Origin of the sequence: Brachybacterium sp. J153, assembly GCF_036311905.1 — a bacterium.
Lineage (GTDB): Bacteria > Actinomycetota > Actinomycetes > Actinomycetales > Dermabacteraceae > Brachybacterium.
In genome coordinates this window covers 31,684-56,256 of the sequence record NZ_JAZDCH010000017.1, presented here as the reverse complement: position 1 = coordinate 56,256, position 24,573 = coordinate 31,684, and the positions used below count along the sequence as shown (strand labels likewise).

The 24,573-nt window shown below is 74.0% G+C and carries 22 protein-coding genes; 7 read left to right on the top strand and 15 right to left on the bottom strand.

Annotation, left to right across the window (positions count from 1 at the left end):
* Window positions 1-99 precede the first annotated feature (99 nt).
* From V1258_RS08625 to V1258_RS08605, 5 genes are all read right to left on the bottom strand, one after another.
* Window positions 100-1,002 (bottom strand): DUF559 domain-containing protein, encoded by a 903-nt coding sequence (locus V1258_RS08625; protein WP_329749258.1) that lies wholly within the window; start codon window positions 1,000-1,002, stop codon window positions 100-102.
* A gap of 312 nt (window positions 1,003-1,314) precedes the next feature.
* Window positions 1,315-2,802, bottom strand: coding sequence for a gluconokinase (locus tag V1258_RS08620; RefSeq protein ID WP_329749257.1), 1,488 nt, complete (start codon window positions 2,800-2,802; stop codon window positions 1,315-1,317).
* Between the two features lie 323 nt (window positions 2,803-3,125).
* Complete coding sequence (locus tag V1258_RS08615; protein ID WP_329749256.1) at window positions 3,126-4,361, bottom strand: Dyp-type peroxidase; 1,236 nt, start codon at window positions 4,359-4,361, stop codon at window positions 3,126-3,128.
* Window positions 4,361-5,086: a copper chaperone PCu(A)C gene (locus V1258_RS08610; RefSeq protein ID WP_329749255.1), complete on the bottom strand. Its 726-nt coding sequence runs from the start codon at window positions 5,084-5,086 to the stop codon at window positions 4,361-4,363. Before V1258_RS08610 ends, V1258_RS08615 begins: the two co-directional genes overlap by 1 nt.
* A 131-nt stretch (window positions 5,087-5,217) precedes the next feature.
* Window positions 5,218-5,907: a hypothetical protein gene (locus tag V1258_RS08605; RefSeq protein WP_329746000.1), complete on the bottom strand. Its 690-nt coding sequence runs from the start codon at window positions 5,905-5,907 to the stop codon at window positions 5,218-5,220.
* Window positions 5,908-6,126: 219 nt separating this feature from the next.
* On the opposite strand from V1258_RS08605, the gene V1258_RS08600 reads away from it, so the two are divergent.
* From V1258_RS08600 to V1258_RS08580, 5 genes are all read left to right on the top strand, one after another.
* On the top strand, window positions 6,127-6,417 hold the full coding sequence (locus V1258_RS08600) for a DUF1905 domain-containing protein (RefSeq protein ID WP_329749254.1): 291 nt from the start codon (window positions 6,127-6,129) through the stop codon (window positions 6,415-6,417).
* 77 nt (window positions 6,418-6,494) lie between these two features.
* A complete protein-coding gene (locus tag V1258_RS08595) occupies window positions 6,495-7,538 on the top strand; it encodes a LacI family DNA-binding transcriptional regulator (RefSeq protein ID WP_329749253.1) in 1,044 nt (347 codons plus the stop codon).
* Window positions 7,539-7,772: 234 nt separating this feature from the next.
* Window positions 7,773-8,900, top strand: a complete 1,128-nt coding sequence (locus V1258_RS08590) for a Gfo/Idh/MocA family protein (RefSeq protein WP_329749252.1) — start codon at window positions 7,773-7,775, stop codon at window positions 8,898-8,900.
* Window positions 8,897-9,391: a heme-degrading domain-containing protein gene (locus V1258_RS08585; protein WP_329749251.1), complete on the top strand. Its 495-nt coding sequence runs from the start codon at window positions 8,897-8,899 to the stop codon at window positions 9,389-9,391. Before V1258_RS08590 ends, V1258_RS08585 begins: the two co-directional genes overlap by 4 nt.
* Window positions 9,388-10,371 carry a hypothetical protein gene (locus tag V1258_RS08580; protein WP_329749250.1) on the top strand — a complete coding sequence of 328 codons (984 nt, stop codon included), beginning with the start codon at window positions 9,388-9,390 and terminating at the stop codon, window positions 10,369-10,371. The genes V1258_RS08585 and V1258_RS08580 overlap by 4 nt, the downstream gene beginning before the upstream one ends.
* 103 nt (window positions 10,372-10,474) lie before the next feature.
* Here V1258_RS08580 and V1258_RS08575 read toward each other — a convergent pair whose 3' ends face one another.
* Together V1258_RS08575 and V1258_RS08570 are read right to left on the bottom strand one after the other, a co-directional pair.
* Entirely contained in the window at window positions 10,475-11,023 is a 549-nt protein-coding gene (locus V1258_RS08575) for a hypothetical protein (RefSeq protein ID WP_329749249.1), read from the bottom strand.
* A gap of 55 nt (window positions 11,024-11,078) precedes the next feature.
* A complete protein-coding gene (locus V1258_RS08570) occupies window positions 11,079-12,107 on the bottom strand; it encodes a LysR family transcriptional regulator (protein ID WP_329749248.1) in 1,029 nt (342 codons plus the stop codon).
* An 89-nt stretch (window positions 12,108-12,196) separates the two neighbouring features.
* On the opposite strand from V1258_RS08570, the gene V1258_RS08565 reads away from it, so the two are divergent.
* The gene (locus V1258_RS08565) at window positions 12,197-12,505 is read left to right on the top strand and encodes a hypothetical protein (protein ID WP_329749247.1); all 309 of its coding nucleotides are present in this window, start codon (window positions 12,197-12,199) and stop codon (window positions 12,503-12,505) included.
* 26 nt (window positions 12,506-12,531) lie between these two features.
* Here the strand turns inward: V1258_RS08565 and V1258_RS08560 are convergent, their stop codons facing one another.
* The 6 genes from V1258_RS08560 to V1258_RS08535 all read right to left on the bottom strand — a co-directional run bounded on the left by V1258_RS08560 (window position 12,532) and on the right by V1258_RS08535 (window position 21,007).
* Complete coding sequence (locus tag V1258_RS08560) at window positions 12,532-16,059, bottom strand: S41 family peptidase (RefSeq protein ID WP_329749246.1); 3,528 nt, start codon at window positions 16,057-16,059, stop codon at window positions 12,532-12,534.
* Window positions 16,060-16,129: 70 nt separating this feature from the next.
* Window positions 16,130-17,068 (bottom strand): hypothetical protein, encoded by a 939-nt coding sequence (locus tag V1258_RS08555; protein ID WP_329749245.1) that lies wholly within the window; start codon window positions 17,066-17,068, stop codon window positions 16,130-16,132.
* Window positions 17,059-18,051: a hypothetical protein gene (locus tag V1258_RS08550; RefSeq protein WP_329749244.1), complete on the bottom strand. Its 993-nt coding sequence runs from the start codon at window positions 18,049-18,051 to the stop codon at window positions 17,059-17,061. Before V1258_RS08550 ends, V1258_RS08555 begins: the two co-directional genes overlap by 10 nt.
* Before the next feature lie 201 nt (window positions 18,052-18,252).
* A complete protein-coding gene (locus V1258_RS08545; protein ID WP_329749243.1) occupies window positions 18,253-19,170 on the bottom strand; it encodes an exodeoxyribonuclease III in 918 nt (305 codons plus the stop codon).
* Window positions 19,171-19,292: 122 nt separating this feature from the next.
* Complete coding sequence (locus V1258_RS08540) at window positions 19,293-20,363, bottom strand: LLM class flavin-dependent oxidoreductase (protein ID WP_329749242.1); 1,071 nt, start codon at window positions 20,361-20,363, stop codon at window positions 19,293-19,295.
* 197 nt (window positions 20,364-20,560) lie between these two features.
* Window positions 20,561-21,007, bottom strand: coding sequence for a VOC family protein (locus V1258_RS08535; protein WP_329749241.1), 447 nt, complete (start codon window positions 21,005-21,007; stop codon window positions 20,561-20,563).
* A 366-nt stretch (window positions 21,008-21,373) separates the two neighbouring features.
* On the opposite strand from V1258_RS08535, the gene V1258_RS08530 reads away from it, so the two are divergent.
* On the top strand, window positions 21,374-22,288 hold the full coding sequence (locus V1258_RS08530; RefSeq protein ID WP_329749240.1) for an endonuclease domain-containing protein: 915 nt from the start codon (window positions 21,374-21,376) through the stop codon (window positions 22,286-22,288).
* A 237-nt stretch (window positions 22,289-22,525) separates the two neighbouring features.
* Here the strand turns inward: V1258_RS08530 and V1258_RS08525 are convergent, their stop codons facing one another.
* Together V1258_RS08525 and V1258_RS08520 are read right to left on the bottom strand one after the other, a co-directional pair.
* Window positions 22,526-23,047 (bottom strand): ferritin, encoded by a 522-nt coding sequence (locus V1258_RS08525; RefSeq protein WP_329749239.1) that lies wholly within the window; start codon window positions 23,045-23,047, stop codon window positions 22,526-22,528.
* A gap of 196 nt (window positions 23,048-23,243) precedes the next feature.
* Window positions 23,244-24,293: a LacI family DNA-binding transcriptional regulator gene (locus V1258_RS08520; RefSeq protein WP_329749238.1), complete on the bottom strand. Its 1,050-nt coding sequence runs from the start codon at window positions 24,291-24,293 to the stop codon at window positions 23,244-23,246.
* Window positions 24,294-24,573 lie beyond the last annotated feature (280 nt).

The window sequence follows — 24,573 nt, the reverse complement described above, 5'->3', positions numbered from 1 at the left end:
GTCATGTGCGCCTTTGTTCCCGGAACGGAACACAGGCGCACATGACTTTTCAGTAACCCGGGAAGAAGTGCCGTGGGGCCTGCCGTTGTCGAGTCGCGATCAGGCCCGCGGGGCGCCGAGATGGGCGAGGCGAGCCAAGAGCGCGCCGGGAGAGCGCAGATCGTGGTCGGACGCTCGCACCACGCGCCAACCGAGCTCGTGCAGGACATCGTCCTTGCGACGGTCCCGGCGATGGCGCGCCCGATCCGTACTGTGCCAGTGCCCGTCGTACTCGATCGCGATGCGCTGCGCGGGATAGGCGAGATCGAGGCGGAAGCTCTCACCCGACCCCGGTGCGCGGATCGGCAGGTTGATCCGGGGCTCCGCGAACCCCTCGCGGAGCAGCAGCAGCCGGGTCGCGGTCTCCTTCGGGGACTCGACCCGTTCCCTCGCGTCGGCCAGTGCGTCGCGCACGCGTCGGATGCGGTAGGTGCCGGTCGCCGCGGCGGCGACGGAGCGGAGCTCGACGAGCGTGGGGCGTGGATGGACGGCCGACCCGGGACCGACGAGCTGATCGCACGCGGCGATGAGCTCGTCGTGCTCGAGATTCACGGCGAGCTCCGTCAGCAGTTCCAGCGGACCGCTCACTCGGACGCCGAGCACGCGCACCACGTCGCCCGGAGGACGAGAGTGCATCACGGCACCCCGGCCGGAGCGCCGACGGCGGTCGGGTGGCACCGTGCAGTGCACCTCCTGGGACGACGCGTACTCGAGGCGGCGGGGCAGCGGGACCCCGAGCAGCTCTGCCGCCGAGCTGTGGCTGATGACCGCGCCCGGCCCGGACACCTGTTGCAGGAGTCGAGCAGCCAGCGCGAGCACGGCGGGAGCGGCGGCCGGCGTGAGATGCCCGGGGATCACCTCGAGGAACTCGTCGGACGCGAGACGACGTGGATGCACGCCGCGACGGCGCAGCTCCGCACGGCTGTAGAGGCTTCCGGGTGGCGGTGACCAGCGTGGTGTCATGGGGGCCGACGCTAGGGCGGCGGCGCGGCGCCCGGAGGAAGGGCGCCCCCGATGTGGAATACCCGGTGCAGGGGAGGAACGGTCTCCGGGGCGGTGGCAGAGAGTGCGGAGCTCACGCCCCCGCGCGCATATGGGGTTGCTCCGGCGCCCGTGGTTACTCCCGCGCCCGTGGTTACTCCTAAGTCATGAGCGCATGTGTTCCGTGGTTGGAACACAGCTGCACATGACTCGTGAGTAACTGGCTCGGGAAGCGCTCGGGGCGCGCCGCCCGGCGCTGCTCAGTCCGGGCCGGCCCGGCTCGCCCGACGCCCCTCAGGCCAGGTCAGCCAGCTTCTCGAAGCGGTCGAGGCGCTCGCGGTAGTGCTCGGTGTGGGCGGCGACCGGCTCGACGCGGCGCAGCACGGGCACCTCGGCGACAGCCTGCCCGGGGGCGGCGGCCTCGAGGGCCATCACGGCCGAGCCGCGCATGGTCGAGCGGGACACGGCGACGTGGTCGATCGGCGCGCCGAGCGCGTCGGACAGCAGGTGCAGCCAGGCCGGGATCGCCTCGGTCATCCCGCCGGAGAGCACGATCCGCTCGGGCTCGCCGCCGGCCTCCCGCATCTGGTCGGCGATGCGCAGGAACGACAGCGCTACGCCCTCCATCGCGCCGCGCAGCATGTCCTGCGCGGTGGTGGAGGCGCCGACGTTCGCCATCAGCGCCCGCGAGCTGCCCCGCCACTTCGTCCCGCGCTCGCCGGAGAAGAACGGGACCACCAGCGGCGTCCCCGCCGTCGGCGGCGCGGAGAACAGGGTCTCCGTGTCGGTCTCGGAGATGTCCTCGGGGATGCCGAGCTGGAAGCGGGCCCAGTCGAGCACCCGGCCGCAGTCGCTCATGGCGGAGCCGACGAGGGTGCGGCGCGCGTCGACCCGGTACGCCCACAGGCCGCTGGGGAGCGCGGCGATCTCCGTGTCGAGCAGCTGGCGGATCGCGCCCGAGGTCGCGGTCGAGATGCCCCAGGTGCCGGTGCCGAGCGCGCCGATGCCCATGTTCGCGGCGAGCCCGTCGCCGATCACCGGCATCCACACCGCGCCCGCGAGCTGCGGGAACTCGGCGGCGAGGGGGGTGCCCGCGATCGGGAGGGCGTCGGAGGGATCGAGGGCCGTGCCCATCATGTCGGCGTCGACGCCGGTCGCGGCGAGCAGCTCGAGCACGTACTCGCCGGTGCGGCGGTCGATCATGCCCGACCAGGCGGCCGACGCGGTGCCGAGCGCGGGCGTGCCCAGCAGCTTCAGCGCCGCGTACTCGCCGAGGGCCATGAAGCGGGCGGTGCGCGCGAAGATCTCGGGCTGGGTGTCGCGCAGCCAGGTCAGGCGGGGCGCCGTGTACGAGGAGTGGAGGCGGGCCCCGGTGCGCTCGTGGAGGGCGTCGAGGTCGAGCTGCTCGGCGAGGGTGCCGACCTGCGCGTGGCAGCGGGTGTCCGCGTAGGTGATGCAGGGGGTGAGGGCGTTCCCGGCGGCGTCGACGGCGACGAGCGAGGAGGCGAAGGTGTCGATGCCGACGGCGAGGACCTCGCCCGGCAGCGAGCCTTCGAGCACCGCGGCCAGGGCGGCGCGGATCTCCGCGACCACCAGGTCGGCGTCGATCGTGGAGGTGCCGTCGTCGGCGACCGTGAAGGTGTGCGCCTCCTTGTGGGTCCGCTTGCCGATCTCACGCCCGCTGACGTCGTAGACCGCGGCGCGCGTGCCGCCGGAGCCGATGTCGATGCCGACGACCAGCGGTCCCTGGGCGTCCTCGGCGGGGATGTTGAAGCGGGGCATGGCGGGGTCTCCTGGAGATCGTGGTGTCGCCAGCGCCCCGTCGAGCACCGATGCGAGGGCGCATGGCGTCCGCCCAGGATAGGCAGGGGATCGGCGGTGCGTCAGCGGTCGCGCCACGGGTTGCCAGCGGGCCGCGGCGGCAGCTGGCGTCGTGCCGCGCGGGGGTTGGGTGCCGCGTGGGGGTTGGTGTCCGCCGACGGGACGTGAGCGGCACGAGACCGGTCATATGACAGGTCTCGCGCCGCTCACGTCCCTTTCGTGGACAGCGACCCCGTGACTCAGGCAGGGCAGCCGGCCCCGAAGACGGTCCGCCCGGCCCGGCCCTACCCGAGCACGCTCTCGCCCAGGAACTCTCCCTCCGCGCACCCGGGCGGGAGCGCGAACACGGCCGAGCCGATCGGCGTCGTCCACTGGTTCAGCAGGTCCAGATCGGAGAGCCGCTGCTGGATCGGCACGAACTGGCCCAGCAGATCGGCCTGCACCGACACGAAGATCTGCCCCGACTCGGAGACCGCGTCGGACCCCTCCTCCGGCGGCAGGTCATAGTTGTACGGCCGACGGAAGATCTCCTGCTGCGCGCCCTCGTCGACGCCGCGGGCCCGCCGCATGTGCGAGAACTCGGGGATGATCGAGAAGCCGTTGTCGGAGACGGCGGTGAAGTCCGCGGCCGACGACTCCCCGCCGCCGCTGAGCGGTGAGCCGTCGTCCAGGCGCGTGCCCGTGGACTGCTCGCGCGCTCCCCTGTCGGCCTCGTCCCAGCCGTCGAGGTCCATGCGGATCCGGCGCAGCACCAGCGAGGTGCCGCCCGCGAACGGACCGTCGGGGATCCACACGGTCCGCGCGAAGCGATCACTGCCGGGAGGCGGGTTCGCCGTGCCGTCGAGCTGGCCGAACAGGTTCCGCTGCGTCGTGCCGGGGTGCTGGACCCCGGCGGCGCGGCGGAAACCCCGCTGGATCCAGCGCACCCGCGTGAAGGAACGGGCGTCCTTCAGCAGCATCCGGGCGGCATGGGAGACGGTGAGCGGGTCGTCGGCCGCGACCTGCAGCAGCAGGTCACCGTCGCAGAACCGCTCCTCGAGCCGGTCGATGGCGAAGGCAGGCAGCGGGGCGAGCCATGCGGGGACGTCCCGCTCGGCGCGCCGCAGCAGTTCCGGACCGAAGCCGACCGTTACGGTCAGGCGTGCGGGCTCGGTCGCGAGCTCCGGCTCGGTGTCCGCGAGCGCCGCCCGCCCCTCGGTGAGCCGGGCGGCGTCGTCGGTGAGGAGCCGCAACAGGCGCAGCACCCCGTCGCGGTCCACCTCCTCCCGCAGGTCGAGCGCGAGGAAGGTCGCCGAAGACTGCGGCGAGGTCTCGATCCCGGCCTGGTGCTCGCCATGGAACGGAACGGTCTCGCCGCCGTGGAGGGCGGGCTCGGCGGCCGACGGGACCGGGCCCTCGGCGGATCGTCCCAGCGCCCGATCCAGACCGATCGAGGCCACGCCGATGCCGAGCGCTCCGGCGCCCGCCGACCCGGCCAGCAGCAGTCGCCGACGGTCCGGGCGCGGCGCGGAGCCGGGCATCAGTGGCCACCGCCGTCGGAGGCGTGCTCGCCCGAGGATCCCTCCGGCTCGTAGTGCTCCTGCGCGCCGGCGAAGTCCTTGACGGTCGCGGTGAACGGGACCGTGGCGCCGCCCTCGAGCTCGAGGACGATCTCGATGCTCTCGCCGGGGGCGAGCGGCGCGGGGAGGTCCATGAGCATGAGGTGGTTGCCGCCGGGTTCGAGCAGGAGCTCGCCGCCGACGGGGATCGCGAAGCCGCCCTCCTTCTCCTGCATGCTCATGCCGCCGGAGCCGTCGGAGATGGTCTCGTGCAGCTCGACCATGCCCGCGGCCGGAGTGCTGGCCCCGATGAGCTGCACCGGCTGGTTCGAGGTGTTGCGGAGGGTGGCGAAGGCGGCGGTCATCCCGGACTCCGCGGCCTTCACCCAGGGGTCGGTGACGGTGAGCGGGGCGGGAGTGCCGGCGTTCGTGCCGGTGCCGCCGGCGGATGCGCCGTTCCCGGCGGACGCGCCGTTCCCGTCGGCAGCGGAGCCCCCGTCGGAGTCGGTGCCATTGTCCGCGCCGCGGGTGCACGCGGCGAGGGGGAGAGCGGCCAGGCCGAGGGCGCCCAGCAGGGCGGCGCGGCGGGAGACGGTGGGGGTGGTCAGGGCGCGACCGGACGGCACGCGGGCGGACGGCACGCGGGCGGGCTCGCCGCGACCCGACGAGTCGGAGGCGGGCAGGGCAGGGTGGGACAGGTGAGACATGGGGGTCCTCTCGGGGACGCTCCGGGACGCCGCCGATGACAGGGGGCGCGGAGCAGGGGGGATCCCGTGACGCGCGGGCGTGCACGGGCGATGGTCCGGGAGCCGCGGGCCCCGCGATCAGGTCGCGGGGCTCAGGCGGCGAGGACCAGGGGAGGACCCCGACGGCGCAGCGGTGAGAGCACCGCCTGCTGCACGGCACGACGCGGCTCGGCATCGGCCGTGATCGGGCGCGGCGCGGGGAGCACCGGGAGCGGCGCGACGACCAGCAGGAACACCCGTCCGAGCGTCGCGAGCAGCTGGATGGCGGCGCCGAGGCAGCGGAAGAGCGTCTGCTCGCCGCGGTGCAGGAGCAGGGTGGTCGCGAGAGCGGCGATCACGTGTCCCAGCACCATCGGTGCGTCCAGGTGCGCGGTGTGGAGCGCGTGCTCGGCCGACGTCGCCAGGTGCGTGCCGGTGGCATGCTGCGCGTCGACCGTGCCGTGCAGCCCGACCGCATCGTGCAGGCCGCTTGCGCCGTGGCCGAGGTGGCTGCCGGGGGGATCCACGAGCTGGACCGTCGGGTCGCCGGGCGTGCCCGCGAGGAACAGCCCGTGGAAGAGCAGCTGACTGGAGAGCACGGCGAGCCCCAGCCGGGGCAGCGAGAAGCGTGATCCGGCGAGGGCCACGCACACCGTGACGGACAGCCACCACGGCAACGCCACCCCGATCCAGGCCGGGGTGTCCCCGCCGCCGAGGACGTGACCGCCGAGCGCGACGGCGGTCGCGATGGTCGCGGCGACTGCCCCGCGCAGCAGGCGCAGCGGGGAGCGGGACTGGGGCACGCGGCCACTCTACGTCGGCGGTCGGTCGGCGGCCGCGTCGGCGGCTCGACCGTGGGCCCGGCCCGGCTCGGACGTCGAGTCGTGGGCAGGAGGCTGACCGTCAAAGGGACGTGAGCGGCACGAGACCGGTCATATGACAGGCCTCGTGCCGCTCACGTCCCTTTCATGGACAGGGACCGCCGTCCAGGCCCGCCGCTCCCATCGGCGTACCCTCGGCGCATGCAGCTGCGCTTCGCCGGGAAGGTGATCGAGTGGCGGGGCCCTGCCCCGTTCCTGTTCGTGCGCGTGCCCGACGAGGAGGCCGACGCGATCGGGGCCGTGGCCCGGCAGGTCACCTACGGCTGGGGCGCGATCCCCGCGACGGTGCGCCTCGGGGCGACCGAGTACACCACCTCGCTGTTCCCGCGCGAAGGCGGCTACCTGGTGCCGGTGAAGGTCGCGGTGCAGCGGGCGGAGCAGGTGGGGCTGGGCGACGAGGTCGCGCTCGAGCTGTTGATCGACGGCGTCTGAGCCCCAACGGGCGCGCGCGCACCGGCCCGAACCCCGACCCGCCTCGTCGGCCGCTGAGCTCCTGGCAGACTTCCCCCATGGTCGAGCGCACCCCACCCCAGGGCCCCTCCCGTCTGCCCACGATGAAGGACATCGCGGAGCACGTGGGCGTGTCGCGGCAGCTGGTCTCGCTGGTGCTGCGCGGGGCCGACGGGCCCAGCACCGAGTCCCGGGAGAAGGTGCTCGCGGCCGCCGCGGAGCTCGGCTACCGCCCGAACGCCTCGGCCCGGCTGCTGCGGCAGGCGCGCACCCGCACGCTCGGCGTGGTCTTCAGCATGCGTAACGCCTTCCAGGTGCGGTACGTCGAGGAGCTGGTCGCGGCGGCCTCGGCGCGCGGCTACCGGGTCGCGCTGGGCACGGTCGACGCGGGCCGCGGGACCGATGAGGCGATCGGGGCACTGCTCGAGGAGCGGGTCGAGGCGCTCGCCGTGTTCAACCCGGACCCGCACGCGACCGCCCTGGCCGCGGCGAGCACCCTGCTGCCGGCGGTGCTGCTCGGCGAGTGGACCCGCGACGACTCCCTCGACACCGTCCACGTCGACGAGCGGGGCGGGCTGTGCCAGGCGGTCGAGCACCTGGTCGGGCTGGGGCACCGCGAGATCGCGTACGTGGGCGGGCCGCTCGGCGGGCTGGTCGGCGCCGACCGCGCGGATGCCTACCGCGCCGCGATGACGCAGGCGGGGCTCGAGGGGGAGGTCGACGTGCTCGACGCGGGCTTCGGCGAGGAGGACGGCGCGTCGGCGGGGCGGACGCTGCTCGAGCGCGAGCAGCTGCCGACGGCGGTGGTCTGCGGGAGCGACCACGCGGCGGCCGGACTCCTCGCGGTGCTGCAGCGCGCGGGGGTGCGGGTGCCCGAGCAGGTGTCGGTGATCGGCTTCGACGACAGCCACGTCGCGGCGCTCTCGTATCTCGCGCTGACCAGCGTGCATCAGGACGTGGCGGCGACCGTCGAGGCGACGCTCTCGATCTTGGTCGAGCGGCTCGAGGGCACGTCCGACGGCGCGCGCGCTCGGCGGGTGGTGGCGACGCCGACGCGCCTGACGGTGCGCGGGTCGACGGGAACCGTGCGCGCTGGGCGCTGAACGGTGCGCGCCGGACGCTGAACCCTGCGCGCCGGCCCTGAGCGGCGCAGTGGCAGTCTGCCGGGACAGACCCTTCACGGCGGGTTAGCACGTGCTAGGGTCTGGAGCACCGAACGTTAGCTCGTGCTAGGCGCGGTCCTCGTACTCTGCAGTTCTCGTGATCCCGGGACTTCGTGATCCGCGGTCCTCGTGACCAGCGGTCGTCGGCACGCGACCCCCTCCGGAGGCTTCTCGATGCTCAGCACCCTGCCCGACGCCCAGATCCACCTCCCGGGCGCTGGCGAGCCGTCGCTGCGCTGGGGCGTCGTCGGCCCCGGCTGGATCACCGGCGAGTTCGTGCGCGCGGTCCACGCGCACAGCGCGCAGCGCGTCGTCGCCGTCGGCTCCCGCAGCCCCGAGCGTGCCCGCGCCTTCGCCGACGCTCACCGGCTCGACCGCGCCCACGGCAGCGTCGAAGCGCTGGTGACCGACCCGGGGATCGACGTCGTCTACATCGCGACGCCGCACAGCGAGCACGCCGCGATCGGCCTCGCCGCGATCGCCGCCGGCAAGCACGTGCTCATCGAGAAGCCGATCACCGTCACCGCCGCCGAGGCGCGCGAGCTCTCCGCCGCCGCGCAGTCCGCCGGGGTAATCGTCATGGAGGCCATGTGGACCCGCTACCTCCCGCAGACCTCCGTGCTGCGTGACCTGGTCGCGAACGGTGACCTCGGCGACGTGCGCAGCGCCTCCGCCGACCACGGCCAGCGCATCGTCCGCCCCGCCGACCACCGCATGTACGACCCGGCGCTCGGCGGCGGCGCGCTGCTCGACCTCGGCGTCTACCCCGCGCAGTTCCTGCAGATGGTGCTCGGTGCCCCGACCTCGATCGAGGCCCGCGGCACCGTCACCGGGACCGGCGTCGACGCGAACGCCGTCGTCGTCTCGACCCACGCGGGCGGCGCCGTCTCCACGCTCTACACCTCGATGCTCGAGCGCACCCCGACCACCGCCACCATCGCCGGAACCTCCGCGTTCGTGCAGGTCGAGGGCCCCTTCTACAACCCTACGAGCTTCACCGTGCACGGCGCCGCCCATGGCTCGCCGACCGTGCGCTGGCAGGACCCGACCATGCTGCGCGGCTTCGCGGCGCTCTCCTACGAGGCCACCGCCCTCGCCCGCTACTCCGGGGAGGGCCGGACCGAGTCGCCCGTGCACACCCACGCCGAGACCATCGCCGTCATGGAGATGCTCGAGGCCGCCCGTGTGCAGGTGCTCGCCGCCGGGGTGGCGGCCCCCGCGCAGGATCTCGCCGACGCCCCGCCCGCCCACGGCGAGACCCGTCCCGCCGCGACAGCCGCGATCGTCGGGAGCGCCCGATGACGGCCGCGGGGACGGCCGCGGGCCCGACGACGATCGAGACGCTGCAGGCGCAGGAACTGGAGCTGGTGCTGGACCGCTTCGAGCCGGCCGACGCCTGGGCGCTCGGCACCGCCGCCGTGCGCATCGCGCAGGAGACGGGGCACGGGGTGCTGCTCGACATCCGTCGGCCGCAGCTCGTGCTCTTCCGCGCCGTGCTGCCCGGCGTCGGCCCCGACCAGGAGGTCTGGGCGGAGCGGAAGGCGCGGGTCGTGCTGCGCATGGAGGCCTCGAGCGCGCTCGTCGACGCGCGGCTGTCGCAGGCCGGCGTGGACCCGCGGGCGATCGGCTGGTTGGATGAGACCTACGCCGTGACCGGCGGATCCTTCCCGATCCGCGTGCGCGGCGCCGGGGTGGTCGCCGCGATGACCGCCTCCGGTCTCACCTCGCAGCAGGACCACGACCTGGTCGTCGCCGCCCTGCGCGCCCACCTCGGCGAAGGAGCCGCCCGATGACCGCCGACGCCCCCACCTCCTCGTCCGCTGAGCCCGCTGAGTCGGTGGAGCCCGTGGCGACCGGGGAGCCCGCCGCCGAGGAGACCCTGTCGGGCCGCCGCCTCCTGCCCGGACAGCGCTGCCGGATCCGCGTCTGGGATCGCGCGACCGGCGAGATCCGCACCGTCCACGAGACCACCGAGCGGCTGTACGAGGCGCCTAACTGGTCCGCCGACGGGCGGCTGCTCGTCAACGCCGACGGTCTGCTGTTCTGGCTGCCGGCCGACGGCTCCGGGGCGCCCGCGCTCCTCGAGGTCCCCGGCCTGCCGCCGGTCAACAACGACCACGTGCTCGCCCCCGACGGCTCCGCGATCTTTGCCTCCGCGAACGACTTCCACATCTGGGAAGTGCCGCTGACCGGCCCCGATGCCGCCGGGACCCCGCGCCGCATCACCCCCGACGACGGCGCCCTGCACTTCCTGCACGGCATCAGCCCCGACGGGACGACCCTCGCCTACGTGCACCTCGCCCCCGAGGGCGATGACTGGTGGGCGCGCGGCACGATCCACCTGATCGGCGTCGACGGCACCGGCGATCGTGCGGTCACCACCGATCCCGGTCCGGCCGACGGCAGCGAGTACATGCCCGACGGGGAGTGGATCCTCTTCAACACCGAGCAGTTCTCCGAGCTGCCCGGCCATGCGCAGCTCGCCCGGGTGCGGCCCGACGGCAGTGAGCTGGAGCAGCTGACCGTCGACGAGCGCGTGAACTGGTTCCCGCACATCGCCCCCACCGGTGACGTGGCGGTCTACCTCAGCTTCGAGCCGGGCACCACGGGGCATCCCGAGAACCGCCAGGTCGAGCTGCGGATGGTCGAGGTCGGCGCGTGGCAGGAGCCGCGGACCCTGATGGCGCTGCACGGCGGCCAGGGCACCATCAACGTGCCCAGCTGGGCCCCCGACGGCTCCGGCTTCGCCTTCGTCGACTACCCGCTGGACTGAGAGCGGGGGGCTTGTCCGGAGCGGGGCCGTCCCACCGCCGGTTACCGCGGGGTAGCGGCGGCTGAGGGAGCATGGTGCGGCCAACATGCTCCCTGGAGCGCCGCTACTCGCCGGTAGCCCCGGGGGCCGGGCCGACCGGGTGACCGAACTCCTCGGCGTAGCGCTGCTGCAGCTCCCGCCAGCCGTGCTCGAGGGCGTCCATACCCACGATCCGCTCCTGCTCCTCGCCGCTGAGCAGCGCGTCGAGCACGCCCAGGCACACGTGCCAACCGGCCGCGAAGTACTGGGCCTCCTGGACGTCGCCGAGGGTGACCTGCAGGTCGATCTGGCCGTCGTCGACCACCCAGCCGAGCGTCGCGTCGCCCCAGCGATGGGTGACGGCATGGTCGGCGGCGAGGGCGAGCACGTCGGCCGCGACCGGGTCGTCTTCCGGGTTCTCGCGCGCCAGGGCGGGGCCGATCGCGGTGAGCGCCCGGTCGGGGACCACGGGCGACCACTGCGCGAGGCGCTCCGGGTCGGTGACCGCCTCCCACAGCTGGGCGGCGGTGCCGGTGATGTCGACCTCCATCACCAGGCTGTCCTCCGTGATCTCGGCCCTCACCAGGAGGTTCGAGATGCGGGTGTCGATGTCCGGGGTGTCCTTCGCGGTCATGCGTCCTCCTTGCGGGTTCCACGGCGCCGGGTCGCGTCGCACCACCTCGATCTTCTCAGAGGACGGGTGCGGCGGCCATGGGCGGGGTGTCCGGCGCCCGCTCCCGCTCCTGCTCCGGCGCCCGCGCCCGCTCCCGCGAGCCGGCGGCCGCAGCGCGCGGGGCGTTCAGGTGCACCACCCCGGGGATGTCCCGGGCGCGGTCCTCGGCCATGGCGTGCACCCTCTCGACGATGTAGCGCACCGCCGGGTGCCGGGCGGCGGTGCGACGCACCTGCACGCTCATCCGCCGACGCAGGGCCTGGTCCTCGATCGGGACCGCGACCAGGTCCGCGCGGAGGTCCTGGGCGATCACCGAGGGCTGCACGGTCACGTAGTCGCCGGTGGCCACGAAGCCGAGCACGGTCGAATAGTCCGGGGGGTTGATCTCCACGCAGGGCGTGAAGCCCGCGGCGAGGCAGGCGGAGCGGATCCGGCCGAACCAGGGGGCTCCGGGCGGGTCGTCCGTCGTCCAGGACTCGTGGGCGAGGTCCTTGAGCTGGATCGCGGTGCGCCCGGCGAGCGGATGCTCGGCGCCGACGATCGCCACGTACCCCTCCTCGAGGATGTCCTGCGCGTCCCAGTCCTCGACGCGGGGGGAGTCGCTGGTCTCGCCGACGGCGACGTCCATGCCGTCCTCGAGCAGGTCGTCGATCGAGCAGCTGCGCAGCACCAGGTCGAGGCCGAGATCCGGGAAGCGACGGCGCACGTCCCGCGCCAGCTCGGGGATCCAGGTGGAGGCGACCGAGGCGGCATAGCCCAGGCGCACCGACCCGGAGCGACCCGAGCGCAGGTCCAGCACGGCGCGGTCGAGAGCGGCGAGGGCGTCGAGCACGGGCCCGGCCTGCTCGGCGAGCAGCCGCCCGTGCGCGGTCACCTCGATGCCGCGGCCCGAGCGCTCCACGAGCTCCAGCCCGGTCTCGCGGCGCAGGCTGGTGAGGTGCTGGCTCACGGCCGACGGGGTGTAGCCGAGCGCCTCGGCACTGGCGCGGATGCTGCCGGTCTCGACGACGGAGCGCAGCACGCGGAGCTTCACGGGATCGAGCATGCGGCGACCCTACCTTCGTTCAGCGTCACTGAACAGAGGGTTGGGAATCATCGCTTGTGCTGACGGGTTGAGGCGCGAAGGATCGAGTCATGACCGCCGCACTCCTGGGCCTCGCCCTCCTCGTCCTCATCCCGCTCGTCACCATCGCCCTCGGTGCCGCCACCCGACTGCTCGCCGCCTGGATCGTCATCCCGCGCGAGGAGCACGCCGCGCTCCGACCGGGGGATCGGCTGCTGCGCGGCAACGCCCTCGTCGTGCGGGAGCTGCAGCCCGACGGCACGCATCCGACCGCCCGGCTGGCTACCTTCGTCGAGCCGTCCGAGCCCTCGCCCGCGCATCATCCGCGGCTCGACCTCGTGGCCGATCACCCGGTCCTCGCCGGCCACGGCCTCCGCTGACCCGGCCCGGACCGCCGGGATGCTCATCAGCCCTCGCGCTGCGCGAAGCGGGGCGCGGGCAGCGGGGGCGCGGTCTTGGCGGGGGTCTCGGCCAGCAGCGCGAGCGCCTCGGTGACCCCGCGGGCCAGCTGCGGGTCCTCGCCGGCGGCCCAGGCGTTCGGCGGCAGCGGCACCTCGATGTCGGGGTCCACGCCGTAGTTCTCGATCTCCCAGTCCTGGCCCTCGAACCAGCTCGCGTACTTCGGCTGGGTCACGCCGGTGCCGTCGACCAGGTCGTAGCGGCCGTCGATGCCGATCACGCCGCCCCAGGTGCGGGTGCCGATCACGGGCCCGATCCGCATCGCCTGCGCGACGGCGTTGACGATGTCGCCGTCGGACCCCGCCTCCTGGTTCGTCACCAGCACCACCGCGCCCCGCGGCGCGAACTGCGGGTAGGTGCCGGGGGACTCGTGGCGCGGGTAGTCCCAGGACAGCACCCGACGGGCGAGCCGGTCGGTGACCAGCTGGCTGGTGTGGCCGCCGCTGTTGTAGCGGACGTCGACGACGAGCCCCTCCTTGGTGGTCGCCTCGCGCAGGTCGCGGTGCATCTGCGCCCAGCCGGAAGAGACCATGTCCGGGATGTGCAGGTAGCCGAGGCGGCCCTCGGACAGCTCGGCGACGAGGGCGCGGCGGGACGCGACCCAGTCCTGATAGCGCAGCTCGGAATCGTCGCCGAGGGGCGTGACGGCCACGCGCCGCTCGACCCCGTCGCGCAGCAGCACCAACTCGGTGGCCTTCCCCGCGGTGCCGATCAGCAGCGGGGCGACGCCCTCGGCGCCCACCTCCCGGCCGCCGATCCGCACGATCGCATCGCCCTCGCGCGCGCCGACGCCGGGGGCGAGCAACGGCGAGCGGGCGTCGGGATCCGAGGAGTCGCCCGGCAGGATCCGGGCTATCGTCCAGCCCTCGTCGCGGCGCACGAGGTCCGCCCCGAGATAGGCGGGGAGCATCGGCGGGGATGCCTGGTGGACGCGGCCCTGCACGTAGGCGTGCGAGGTGCCGAGCTCGCCGACGACCTCCCACATCAGGTCCTGGAAGTCGTCGTCGGTGACGACCCGCTCGATCACCGGGTCGTACCACGAGGTCATGGCGTGCCAGTCCTGGCCGTCCATGTCCGCCCGCCAGTACTGCTGGGCCATGATCCGGTAGTTGTCCCACAGCATGCCGCGGCGCTCGAGCACCGGGTCGACCGTGAGCTGCAGGCGCGAGAGGTCGATGACGACGCGATCGGGGGAGTCCTCGTCCGCCTTGCGGGTCGCGGGGATCTGCACCCGGTTCTCGCCCTGCAGCACGACGAGCGTCTCCCCGTCGCCGGAGGCGGCGAGATCGCTGACCCCGTCGGCGAGCACGGTCAGCTTGCGGTCCGCGAGGGACCAGAACTCGAGGGTCGGCGCCGGGTCCTCGCCCTCCACGCCGGCCCGCGAGGAGCCGAGCACGCCCTGCTGCGGGTGGTGCAGCCAGACGAAGCCGCCCTTGACGGCGGTGAGGTGCGAGTACGAGCCCGAGAGCACCGGGAAGGGCACGATCCGTGCCTCGATCGCCTCGAGGTCGACGATGGTCGCGGGCGGCGCATCGGCGTCCTCGGTGCCCGCGGGGCTGGTCGCCGTCGCGGGGCGCTGCGAGGGGTCGGTCGTCCCGGCCGACGCGGCCCCCGTCGGCGTCGCGCCGGCCGCCGAGGTGACCGCCGGCGCGGCGCCCGTGCCGTCCTTCGGGTCCTTGCCGTCCTTCTCGTCGGCGCTGCCGCCCCAGCCGTCCGGGTGCGGGCCGAAGGGGTCGGGGGTGGTCGACTCGAGCGGGATCAGGAAGGGGCGCTCGGCGTTGACGAAGCCGAGGTCGAAGACCATGTCGTCGTACACCGTCTCGAAGGTGCGCAGCGACAGCAGGGCCAGGTGCTTGCCGTCGGCGCTGAAGGCCGGCTCGGAGTCCTGGTACTTCCCGGAGGTGAGGGCCCGGCCGGTGGGCTCGTGGTCTGCGGTGTCCGAGATCATCAGGCGCCCCAGCAGCCACGAGTTCGGCTCGGCCCACACCAGCCAGCGGCTGTCTGGGGACCAGGTCAGATGCTGCACCTCGCCGCCGGTGGAGCGGCCCACCTCGCGCACGTGCTCGAGGCGCGGGGCGGAGGGGACCGCTTCGGTCGAGCCACCGTCGGCCGTGCCGGTCTTGCCGTGCCCCGTTGCTGCCGTGTTTGCCGGGTCCACGACCCCGCGCAGGGTCACCAGGCGCACCACGTTGTCGTGGGTGGAGATCGCGACCTTCGAACCGTCGGGGGAGGGGATCGCGTGCAGGATGCGGCCGACCTCGCCGAGGTCGAGGCGGATCGGCTCGCCGCCGCCGTCGAGGCGCCGGAGCGCGAGGACGTCCGAGCCCACCCCTCCGTTCTCGCGGTCGGCGAGGGCCTCGGTATCGGAGACCATCAGCGCGAAGGGGCTGCGGCCCAGCGGCCGCACCTCCCGGTAGCGGAGTCCGCACGACCCGGCGAGCAGACGCGACGGGCCGCCGCGGTGGGTGAGCGCGTGCGCGCTGCCGCGCCATTCGACGACGCTCGAGCGGGCATCGTGCACGGGACGCAGGGCCAGCAGGTTCCGGCTGGTCGGCGCGGGGCGCGGCCGACGGGCGGAGCCGACCCCACTCGCGAGCACCTCCACCTCGCGCGGCTCCGCGTCGAGGGAGTCCATCGCGAAGAGCCGGCCGCGGGAGGTGAAGACGATCGTGGTGCCGTCGGTGGCGGGCTCCCGCAGGTAACCGTCGGCCGAGGTCAGCGCGGTGTGGCGACGCAGATCAGAGCCGTCCTGCGCGACCGACCAGAGGTTGGCGCTGGCCCGGTCGGTGCGCCCCGCGCCCTCGCCGGGGGTGTCGGAGGCGAAGATCAGGCGGTCGCCATACCAGGCGATCCGCAGCTTCGAGGCGAGGAGCTCGTCGAGCAGCGGCTCCCAGGGGCGGGCGGCGTGCGCGGCGGGCTCGGCGTCGAGCGGCACCTCCTGGCGGGAGATCCACAGCTTCACGGCGGTGCCGCCCTGGTAGTGCTTCCAGGAGGCCTGGTCGCGGCGCCACGGGGTCGCGACCACGGTCGTGCCGTCGGGGTGGATCGCGGCCTCGGCCGAGCGGCCGAGCGGCAGCAGCTCGGCGCGGCCCTCGAGGTCCACGGCCCACAGCTGCATGTCGCGGGCGAGCGGAGCCTCATGGCTGCTCGCGGCGAGGACGCGCCCGTCGGGCAGCCAGCCGGCGACCTTCGTGGACGGCTTGCCCCAGGTGGTCAGGCGGCGCGGCGCGGTCGATCCGTCGGCCGCGGTGACCCAGACCTCCGGGCCGCCCGAGGCGCGGGAGATGTAGGCGACGTGCGCGCCGTCCGGGGAGAAGCGCGGGTAGGCGACGGGCGCACCCTCGTCGGTGAGGCGCCAGGCGCGGCCGCCGGCGAGCGGGACGGTCCAGACGTCGTTCGCGGCGGTGAAGACGATGGCGTCCCCGTGGACGTCGGGGTGACGGAGATAGGCGGCGTGCGCAGGAGTCTCGGGCATGGAGACCACTCTAGGGTGATCGCCGACACAGGAGCGCGCTGCGCGGGCCGATCCGGGCCCGCTCCCGCGCTCAGGCGGTGGCGTCGGTGATCGCGGCGTCGGCCTGGTGCAGGGTGCGGGCGACGTCGAGGCGGGTCAGCACGCGGTCGCCGGTGCCGAGCGTCGTGCCCGCGGGCAGCATCCCGGCCGCGACCAGCCAGCCGAGGTCGAGCAGATCGGGGGCCGTGGCTGCGTCCTCGCTCGCGGAGAGCTCGGTGACGGGGGACCAGGTCACACCCACGGCAGCGAGCGAAGGACGCAGCAGCGCGGTGAGCATCGACGCCTCGCAGCCGAGGGTCGCGTCGCCGTCCGGGTGCACCTGCAGCGCGGCATCGCCCCACAGCGCTCCGCGGCCGTGCAGCCACAGCAGAGCCGCGGTCTGCTCGGCATCATCCCCGAGGTCGACGAACAGGGTGGGGGTGCTCGCGACGGGCACCTCGGGGGAGCCTCCGAAGCGGTGCAGGGCCACGGCGAGCTGGCCGCGGGTGACGGTGCGGTCCGGCGCGTAGGCGTCGCCCTCGAGCGCGGTCTGGACGCCGGTCTCGTGCGCCCAGAGCATCGCCGCGAGGTCGTCCGCGTCATCGGCGACGTCGGCGAAGGGGCTGCTGGTCGGGGCCGCGCCCGTGCCGGCCTCGGCGGAGGAAGCGGTGAGCGCGGATCCCGACCGGTTCAGCAGGGTGCCGACGCCGACGGGCACGGCGACAACGGCCGCCGCGGCTCCGGCGAGCAGCACGGTGCGGCGGCCCGGCCCGCGGCGCGCGGCGGGGGCGGACGACGGGGATGCTGCGGGGGCCGGGGCCGACGGGGCGACGTCGGGGGCGGCGGCCGACGGCGGTGCCGCGGGGGTTGCCGACGGGAGCACCTCGGGTACCTGTGCAGCCGGTGCGGTCGCGGCGGGGACGGGCGGGAGCGCGGGGTCGAGGGCGTCGCCGCGGCGGGCGCGCGGGGCGGCAGGTCGTCTCACAGCCACCCCAGCTCCCGCAGCCGATCGACGATCGCCCAGCTCACCGCCAGGTTGCCCCAGCCGTTGAGGTGGATGCCGTCGGGCGCCCGCAGCTCCTCGGGGACCACGCCCGCCGCGAGCGCGTCCCGGGCGGAGGCCTGCTCCCCGAGCCGCAGACCCTGCAGCGGCGGGCAGGCGAGCCCCTCGACGGTGGTCAGCAGCGAGGCGAGGTCGAGGAAGTGGTCCCCGTAGCGACGCTGCTGCTCGGTGTTGACCAGCGCGAGAGCGGTCCCGGTGGCGGAGCCCGTCGGATCCTGGCCCGTCGGCCACTGCCCGAGCACGAGCGTGTCGTGCGCCGGATGCTCGGCCGCGTCCCACATGCGCTGGGTGTCGTGGAGGACCCCGGCCGTGTCCGTGATGTTGTTCTTCCCCATCCACAGGATCTGCCGCGAGCCCTGGGCGATGGCCGCGAGGGAGGAGGAGAAGACCCCGTCCGCGACCGGGGCGACGGGATCGTCGGGGCGGAAGGACCAGGTGCCGGTGGATCCGTCGAGCGTGCCGGCGACGTCGCCGCAGGTTCCCGGGATCTGCAGCGGGCCGGCCGGGTTCAGGGCGGGCTCGAGGGTGACGGGGACCGCGCCCGTCGTCGCGTCGGCGGGACCGGTGACCCGCAGCGTCGGGGTGTCCAGTCCGCGCATCAGCAGGGTGTGCGCCGAGCGGGTGGCGCCGACGCCGAAGGCGTGCACGACGGCGGGCGCGGCGGCGAGGGAGAGATGGTCGTGGATGCGGATCTCGAGCGGGGTCGCCTCGGCGCCGCCCTGCGAGCTCATCGACGAGGAGCCCCACAGGGTGAGGGGGCGGGGCGAGGTAGTCGGCGAGAGCAGGGCGCGGGAGGCATCGGTGCCGGTCGACGCGGTGTGCACAGGGGCGGCGGGGGCCGGGAGGGGTGCCGCGGGGGCGAGGAGGGGAGCGGCAGGCGCGGCCAGGGCGGCGGTCTGCGGCGCGGGCATCGCGATCCTCCGGGGCGGTGCTGAGGGGATGCCCCACCGGCACCCACGAGGCCCTACCTTACGGGAGCGGAGGGGCGGGGGTAAGGGCCGTCTGCTGACATCACTGCGGCCCTCCGGGCGGGTGCTCCGCGGCCTGCGCGCGGTCTCCCGTCGGCCCCGCGCGCACCGGCGCACCGGCCCCGCGCGCACCGGCGCTGTGACTCACGGCCAGGCGTAGTCGACGACCACGGGAGAGTGGTCCGAGATCCGCTCGCCGGCCACCTCGCGATCGACGACCGCCCGCACCGCGCTGCGGGCGAGACGCGGCGTGGCCAGGTGGTAGTCGATCCGCCAGCCGCGATCCTCGGCGAAGGCCCGCCCCAGCCACGACCACCACGAGTAGGGGCCGTCCTGCTCCGGGTGCAGGGAGCGGACGACGTCCACGAGCGTGCGCGGGGAGAGCTGCTGTCCGAACCACTCCCGCTCCTCGGGCAGGAACCCGTCGGTCTGCTGGTTGCGGCGCCACGCGGCGAGGTCCTGCGGGGTGTGCGCGATGTTCAGGTCGCCCATCAGCAGGTACTCGCGCCCGTCGGCCTGCGCCGCGCGGCGCGTGCGGGTGAGCTGCCGGGCGAAGCCGTCGAGGAACTGCATCTTCCGCGCGTAGCGCGCCCCTCCGTCGAGCGCCTCCCGCATCCGCTCGGGCCGCTGCAGATGCGCGGGCAGGCCACCCTTGGGCAGGTAGAGGGAGGCGATGGTGAGCGGCACGTCGGCGAGATCGACCTCGAGGTAGCGGCCCTCGGCGACGAACCGCTCGAGGCCCCGGGCGAGCGGCACCCGGTCCGGCGCGGCGACGGGCACGAGGAGGCCGTCGGCGGCGCCGAGCAGCGCCGCCCCGCCCCAGGTGCGCACCGCCGCAGGCGGCCGGCGGGTGAGCACCGCGACCCCGTTCCGTCCCGGGAGCGTGCCGGTGTCCAGCGCGACGTGGAAGTCGCCGAAAGCCCGCTCGGGCAGCGCGGCGGCCTGCGCGCGGACCTCCTGCAGCGCGATCACGTCGGCCCCGCGGGAGGCGAGCCAATCGCCCAGGCCCCGACGATGGGCGGCGCGGATCCCGTTGACGTTAGCGGTCGCGATGCGGAGCATTCCTGCAGGCTACGCGGTAAGGCCGACGTGCGGGTGTCGGGCTGCGGCGGGCCCAGCGAGGGGGCCGGCCCCAGGGCAGGGTGGCCCGGCACGGCGTAGGGTCGCCGGCGGCGAGCCCTGCCTCAGCTCGCGACCGGGTCGCCGACGACGGGGCCCTCGGTGTTGGGCTTCCAGCCGAGCGCCGGAGCGACGTGCTCCGCGAAGCTCTGCAGGATGTGCAGGTTCAGCTCGACCCCGGCCTGGCTGGGGATCGTGAGCATCAGGGTGTCTGCGGACTGCACGGCGGCGTCGGCCGTCAGCTGCTCGATCAGCTGATCGGGTTCGCCGGTGTAGGTGCGGCCGAAGGTGGAGCGGGTGCCGTCGATGATGCCGATCTGGTCCGCGTCCTGGCCGGAGCGGATGCCGAACAGCCGACGGTCCTGATCGGTCACGATCGGGAAGACGCTGCGGGAGACCGAGATCCGCGGGGTGTGGCTGTGGCCTGCGGCGGCGAAGGCGGTGCGGAAGGCGTCGATCTGCTCGGCCTGCAGGTCGCCGAAGGCGGCGCCGGTGGCTTCGGTGAGCAGGGTCGAGCTCATCATGTTCAGGCCCAGCTCGCCGGTCCACTCGGCGGTCGCCCGGGATCCGGCGCCCCACCAGATGTGGCGGATCAGGTCCGGGGACTGCGGCTCGATCGCGAGCGGGGCGTGCGGGGCGGCGTCGGACATGTAGGGCTGCGCGGCGGCGCGGGTCATCGGCGCGCCCTGGATGGCCTTGAGGAAGACGTCGAACTTGGAGCGGGCGATGTCGGCGCCGCGCGGGTCGGTGGAGCCGGTGTAGCCGAAGGACTCCCAGCCGCGGTCGGCCGCCTCGGGGGCGCCGCGGGAGATGCCGAGCGCCACGCGGCCGTCCGCGATCAGGTCGAGCGCCGCGGCCTCCTCGGCGAGGTAGAGGGGGTTCTCGTAGCGCATGTCGATGACGCCCGTGCCGACCTCGATCCGCTGGGTGCGCGCGGCGACCGCCGAGAGAAGCGGCATGGGGGAGGCCGACTGCCGCGCGTAGTGGTGCACACGGAAGGAGGCGTTGTTGACGCCCAGCTCATCGGCCCCGACGGCGATATCGATCGCGTCGTGGAGCATCTGGCGGGCGGTGATTCCGCCCTGGGCGGGGCTGCCGCCGTAGTGACCGAAGCTGAGGAATCCGAAAGCACGCATGGGGCCACCCAAACTGATGGTTGAAAATAAAATCAACAGGGTAGGGAGGGCGACTTCGGGGCGGGACCGGGGCCGGGGCTGTCGGCTGGTGCCGTCGGCCGTCGGCCGTCGGCCGTCGGCCGTGGCAGGGGCCGGGGCGGGGTGGGGCCGTCGGCTGGGGGCCGTCGGCCGGGGCAGGGAGCGGCCGCGAATTCCGCTCAGCCCTCCTGTCGCGGTCCCTCCACCACCAGCGCCCACATCACGCCGAAGCGATCCACGACCTGGCCGTAGTGGTCGCCCAAGGGGGCGAGCTCGAAGGGCATCGCCACCCTGCCGTCCGCGGCGACGATCCGCTCGATCAGCGCCCGGGCGTCCACGACCTCGTCCAGGCCGATCAAGAAGGAGTAGACCTCGGAGCTGAGCGGCGGCAGCTCCTCTCCGGGCGGGGCGATGCCGTCGCCGCCCGCGAGCGTGACCAGCCCGCCGTGCAGCTGGGCGTGCGCGACCGAGCCCGGAGGCGGGGTGAAGGGGAAGCCCGAGAGGTCCGGGAACTGCTCGTAGAGCATGATCTCGAGCTTCCCGCCGAACAGCTCGCGGTAGTGCTCGAAGGCGGCCTGCGCGGTGCCGGGGAAGCTGATGTACGGGCTGAACTGCGGTGCTGCCATGGTGACTCCTCGGTCTGCGGTGACAGGTGGAGAGGCTTGCGGCCAGTCTTCCACGCCGAGCCCCGCCGCGTCCCGGTCCGGACCGGTCTGCCCCCTCCGGCCTGCCCGCCCTGCCCCGTTCCTCCGGCCTGCCCGCCCTGGCCCGTTCCTCCGGCCTGCCCGCCCTGCCCCGTTCCTCCGGCGGCCTGTCCACGAAAGGGATGTCAGCGGCACGAGACGTGCATATAACAGGTCTCGTGCCGCTCACGTCCCTTTGGTGGACAGCTCCGCAGCCGCCGGTCCCGCACCTCTCCTCCCCAGCGCCCCGTCATCCACAGCCGTCCCCGTCTCCTCCCGTCGCGGCAGCCGTCGATCCAGGCTGGGGCAATGGTCAGCGCTCATCGCCCCGAGGTCCATGTCCGCACCCGACGCCAGCTCGAGGAGGGCGGTCACGGCCGGCGGTCGATCGAGGCTCTGCTGGAGAGCGGTGCGGTGGAGCGGCTGGGCGGCGGGTTCTACGGAACCCCGGGGACTCCACCGAAGGTCCGAGCCGCGCTGCTCCGAGGGAACCGCTTGACCTGTGTGGATGCCCTCGAGCTCTACGGCTTCTGGGTGCCGCGGGTGGGGTGCGTCCATGAGGCCCGCCGCCGTGTCGGTCCTGGGACGGGCCGCACGGCTCGGGAGATCGGCGAGGGGGTGGTCCTGCATGCGCCGATCCTGCGAACCTGGCCGGACGAACACCCGGTGCTCCCGCTCCTGACCGCTCTCGAGCACGCCGTCCACTGCCTCGAGCCGAGACTCGCCGCCGTGGTCCTCGAATCCGGGCTGAACCGAGGCCTGATCAGCGGGGATGACGCGATTGCGGTGTGCCGGTCGCTGTCGCGAAAGCGTCGACGGGAGATCTTTCCGCTGAGCAGGGTCGCGGAGTCCGGCACGGAGACGATCGTGCGTCGCGCCCTCACACGACGCGGGTTCGTGGTGAGACCCCAGGTTGCGATCCCGGAGGTGGGGCGGGTCGATCTGCTGGTGGGGGAGCGGCTCGTCATCGAGTGCGACAGCGTCGCTCATCACGCGGAGCAGGCCAAGTACACGAACGACAGGCGGAGGGACCGAGCCGCTCGGCGCCTCGGCTACACGGTCGTCCGGCTGACCTATGAGGACGTCATGCTCGCCTGGGACGCGACACTCGCGGACCTGCTGGTCATGCTGCGGCGAGGCGACCACCGCATCCCGCGGTCCCGGCGTCCGACCGGGACCGATGAGCGGGGTCTCCTCCTCGGTCCGGGTCGGCCGTGTCCATGAAAGGGACGTGAGCGGCACGCGGCGTGCATATAGCAGGCCTCGTGCCGCTCACGTCCCTTTGGTGGACAGACCCGCGTGGGCCGGGCCAGCCCGGACGGGAACCGGATCGGAATCAGAACAGTCTGGACCGGACCGGACCGGGCCAGGCCGGACCGGATGTAACCGGACCGGACCGGGCCAGGCCGGACCGGATGTAACCGGACCGGACCGGACCGGACCGGACCCGGGCCGGGGAACTCAGTCCTCGTCGGCCTCCGTGGAGGCGGTGGGCCGGGAGCCGAGCTCGGCGTCGAGGCGGAGGAGGCCGGAGCCGTCCTCGCCGATCAGCTTGAGGCGTCCGATGATCTCGGAGGCGGTGGCCTCCTCCTCGATCTGCTCGTCGACGAACCAGTTCAGCAGCGGACGGGAGTCGTAGTCGCCCTCCTTGTCGGCGCTGCGGTACAACTCGCGGATCGCCTCGGAGACCTTCTGCTCGTGCGCGAGGGCGGCCTCGAAGATCTCCAGCACCGACAGCCCGGGCGTCACGCCGGGCGCCGCGATGGTGCCGATCGCGGCGTGGTTCCCGCGGTCCGAGACGTGCTGGATGAACTTGTTGGCGTGGACGATCTCCTCGTCGGCCTGGTGGCGGAGCCAGGCGGCGATGCCGGGGAGATCCTGCTCGTCGGCCTCGATGGCGAGCTGGCGGTAGGTGATCGACGCGGCGAACTCCAGCGTGATCTGGTCCTGGAACTTCTTCTCGAGGTCGTGGCTCATCTTCATGGGGACGACGGTAGTCCGTCGACGGGTGGCTGTCATCCCCGCTGAGCCTTTCCTGACCTGCGACGACACACTTCGGGCAGGCTTCCCCGGCCCGCACCCTGACCTCACGGCGCCCCGTGCCGCGGGCGACCGCGGAGGCGGCGGAAAGTCCCCGTCGGCGACCCGCGCCTCCGGTCGGCTCGCGACCCGGTCCCGATCAGGCCCGAAGGTGTGCGGGAGCGGAGCCCAGGGTGCGGCCGGGCAGGAACGTCCCCTCGACCAGGCTGTGCCGCGCCGGCGTCGGGGCCTCGGCCAGGGGGCCCTCGCGGTCTTCCTGCGCCAGCACGAGCAGCTCTTCCATCCGCTCGACGGCGCGGCTGACGACCTCTTCCACCGGCAGGCGCAGGGTCGCGAGGCCCACGAGGTCCAGGCCGTCGCCGAGGCCGTCGAAGCCGAGGGTGCTGACGTCCTCGGGGATGCGCACGCCGCGCTCGGCGGCGGCCCGCAGCAGGTCCAGGGCGACGTAGTCGACGGGGCAGGCGATGCAGCTCGCTCCCTGCTCCCGGGCGGTGTCGAGAGCGCGCACCACACCCTGCTCCACCGGCAGCAGGTCGACCGGGAGAGTGGCGATGCCGAGCTCCCCGCACCGTTCGACGAGGCTGCGGATCCGCAGGTCGAAGACGCGCGAGTAGAGCAGCGGTGCGGAGAGCACGATGATCCGCCGATGTCCGCGGGCGGCGACCTCCTCGGCCATCCTGCGGCCGTGGGCGCGCTCGTCGTAGCTCACGGACTCGATCTGCGGATGGTCGTTGGGCCGGCCGAGGATCATCATCGGCACCGTGGTCACGGTCTCCACGAGGTCCTCGGCGGCGGTCACCCCGGTGCCGACGAAGACTCCGGCGACGCGCTGTCCGAGCAGGCGCCGCAGCCCCGTCACCTCGGCGGTGCCGTAGTCGTGGCGGGAGGCGGTGACGGAGATGAGGGTGCGCCCGGCGCGCTCGACCGCCCGGTTCGTCTCGGCGAGCAAGTGCCCGTAGGCGGGGTTGGTGGCGTCGCGGACCAGCAGTCCGAGCTGCCGCCCATGACGTTGCGCGAGGCCGCTCGCGACGAGGTTGTGGACGTAGCCGAGGCGGGTGGCGGCCTCGTGCACCGCGACGAGGGTGTCGGCGGAGACGCGCTCGCCGTCGTTCTGGAAGACCCGGGAGACGGTGGAACGGGAGACGCCGGCGGCGCGCGCCACGTCGAGCATCGTCGGCGGGCGGGTCATGGGCGGCCTCTCGGGTCGGGGTGGGCGCGACGGCGGTGACGACGGCGTTGGCGGCGTCGACGGGGCCGACGGGCGGTGCGCGGGGCCGGGCACGACGGCGAGCCCGGTGAGGCAGGGTAACCCGGCCGGGGCGTGCCGACCGGGGGAGCGGGGTGACGTCCGGGTGAAGCTTCGGTGCGGGGGTCGTCGCCGACCTCCGCCGGGCGCGCCGCGGGGGCGAACTCTCGGCGGCAGCGGGATGAACATCGGCCGACGCCGGGGTGGATCGCGGCGTCGAATC

Bases quoted from the DNA above. Each gene is read 5' to 3' on its own strand.
- V1258_RS08550 (WP_329749244.1), bottom strand. From the start codon at position 18,051: ATGCCCGCGCCGCAGACCGCCGCCCTGGCCGCGCCTGCCGCTCCCCTC.
- V1258_RS08575 (WP_329749249.1), bottom strand. From the start codon at position 11,023: ATGACCGCGAAGGACACCCCGGACATCGACACCCGCATCTCGAACCTC.
- V1258_RS08600 (WP_329749254.1), top strand. From the start codon at position 6,127: ATGCAGCTGCGCTTCGCCGGGAAGGTGATCGAGTGGCGGGGCCCTGCC.
- V1258_RS08565 (WP_329749247.1), top strand. From the start codon at position 12,197: ATGACCGCCGCACTCCTGGGCCTCGCCCTCCTCGTCCTCATCCCGCTC.
- V1258_RS08545 (WP_329749243.1), bottom strand. From the start codon at position 19,170: ATGCTCCGCATCGCGACCGCTAACGTCAACGGGATCCGCGCCGCCCAT.
- V1258_RS08585 (WP_329749251.1), top strand. From the start codon at position 8,897: ATGACGGCCGCGGGGACGGCCGCGGGCCCGACGACGATCGAGACGCTG.
- V1258_RS08580 (WP_329749250.1), top strand. From the start codon at position 9,388: ATGACCGCCGACGCCCCCACCTCCTCGTCCGCTGAGCCCGCTGAGTCG.
- V1258_RS08615 (WP_329749256.1), bottom strand. From the start codon at position 4,361: ATGCCCGGCTCCGCGCCGCGCCCGGACCGTCGGCGACTGCTGCTGGCC.
- V1258_RS08530 (WP_329749240.1), top strand. From the start codon at position 21,374: ATGGTCAGCGCTCATCGCCCCGAGGTCCATGTCCGCACCCGACGCCAG.
- V1258_RS08620 (WP_329749257.1), bottom strand. From the start codon at position 2,802: ATGCCCCGCTTCAACATCCCCGCCGAGGACGCCCAGGGACCGCTGGTC.
- V1258_RS08540 (WP_329749242.1), bottom strand. From the start codon at position 20,363: ATGCGTGCTTTCGGATTCCTCAGCTTCGGTCACTACGGCGGCAGCCCC.
- V1258_RS08535 (WP_329749241.1), bottom strand. From the start codon at position 21,007: ATGGCAGCACCGCAGTTCAGCCCGTACATCAGCTTCCCCGGCACCGCG.
- V1258_RS08560 (WP_329749246.1), bottom strand. From the start codon at position 16,059: ATGCCCGAGACTCCTGCGCACGCCGCCTATCTCCGTCACCCCGACGTC.
- V1258_RS08610 (WP_329749255.1), bottom strand. From the start codon at position 5,086: ATGTCTCACCTGTCCCACCCTGCCCTGCCCGCCTCCGACTCGTCGGGT.
- V1258_RS08590 (WP_329749252.1), top strand. From the start codon at position 7,773: ATGCTCAGCACCCTGCCCGACGCCCAGATCCACCTCCCGGGCGCTGGC.
- V1258_RS08525 (WP_329749239.1), bottom strand. From the start codon at position 23,047: ATGAAGATGAGCCACGACCTCGAGAAGAAGTTCCAGGACCAGATCACG.
- V1258_RS08570 (WP_329749248.1), bottom strand. From the start codon at position 12,107: ATGCTCGATCCCGTGAAGCTCCGCGTGCTGCGCTCCGTCGTCGAGACC.
- V1258_RS08595 (WP_329749253.1), top strand. From the start codon at position 6,495: ATGGTCGAGCGCACCCCACCCCAGGGCCCCTCCCGTCTGCCCACGATG.
- V1258_RS08625 (WP_329749258.1), bottom strand. From the start codon at position 1,002: ATGACACCACGCTGGTCACCGCCACCCGGAAGCCTCTACAGCCGTGCG.
- V1258_RS08520 (WP_329749238.1), bottom strand. From the start codon at position 24,293: ATGACCCGCCCGCCGACGATGCTCGACGTGGCGCGCGCCGCCGGCGTC.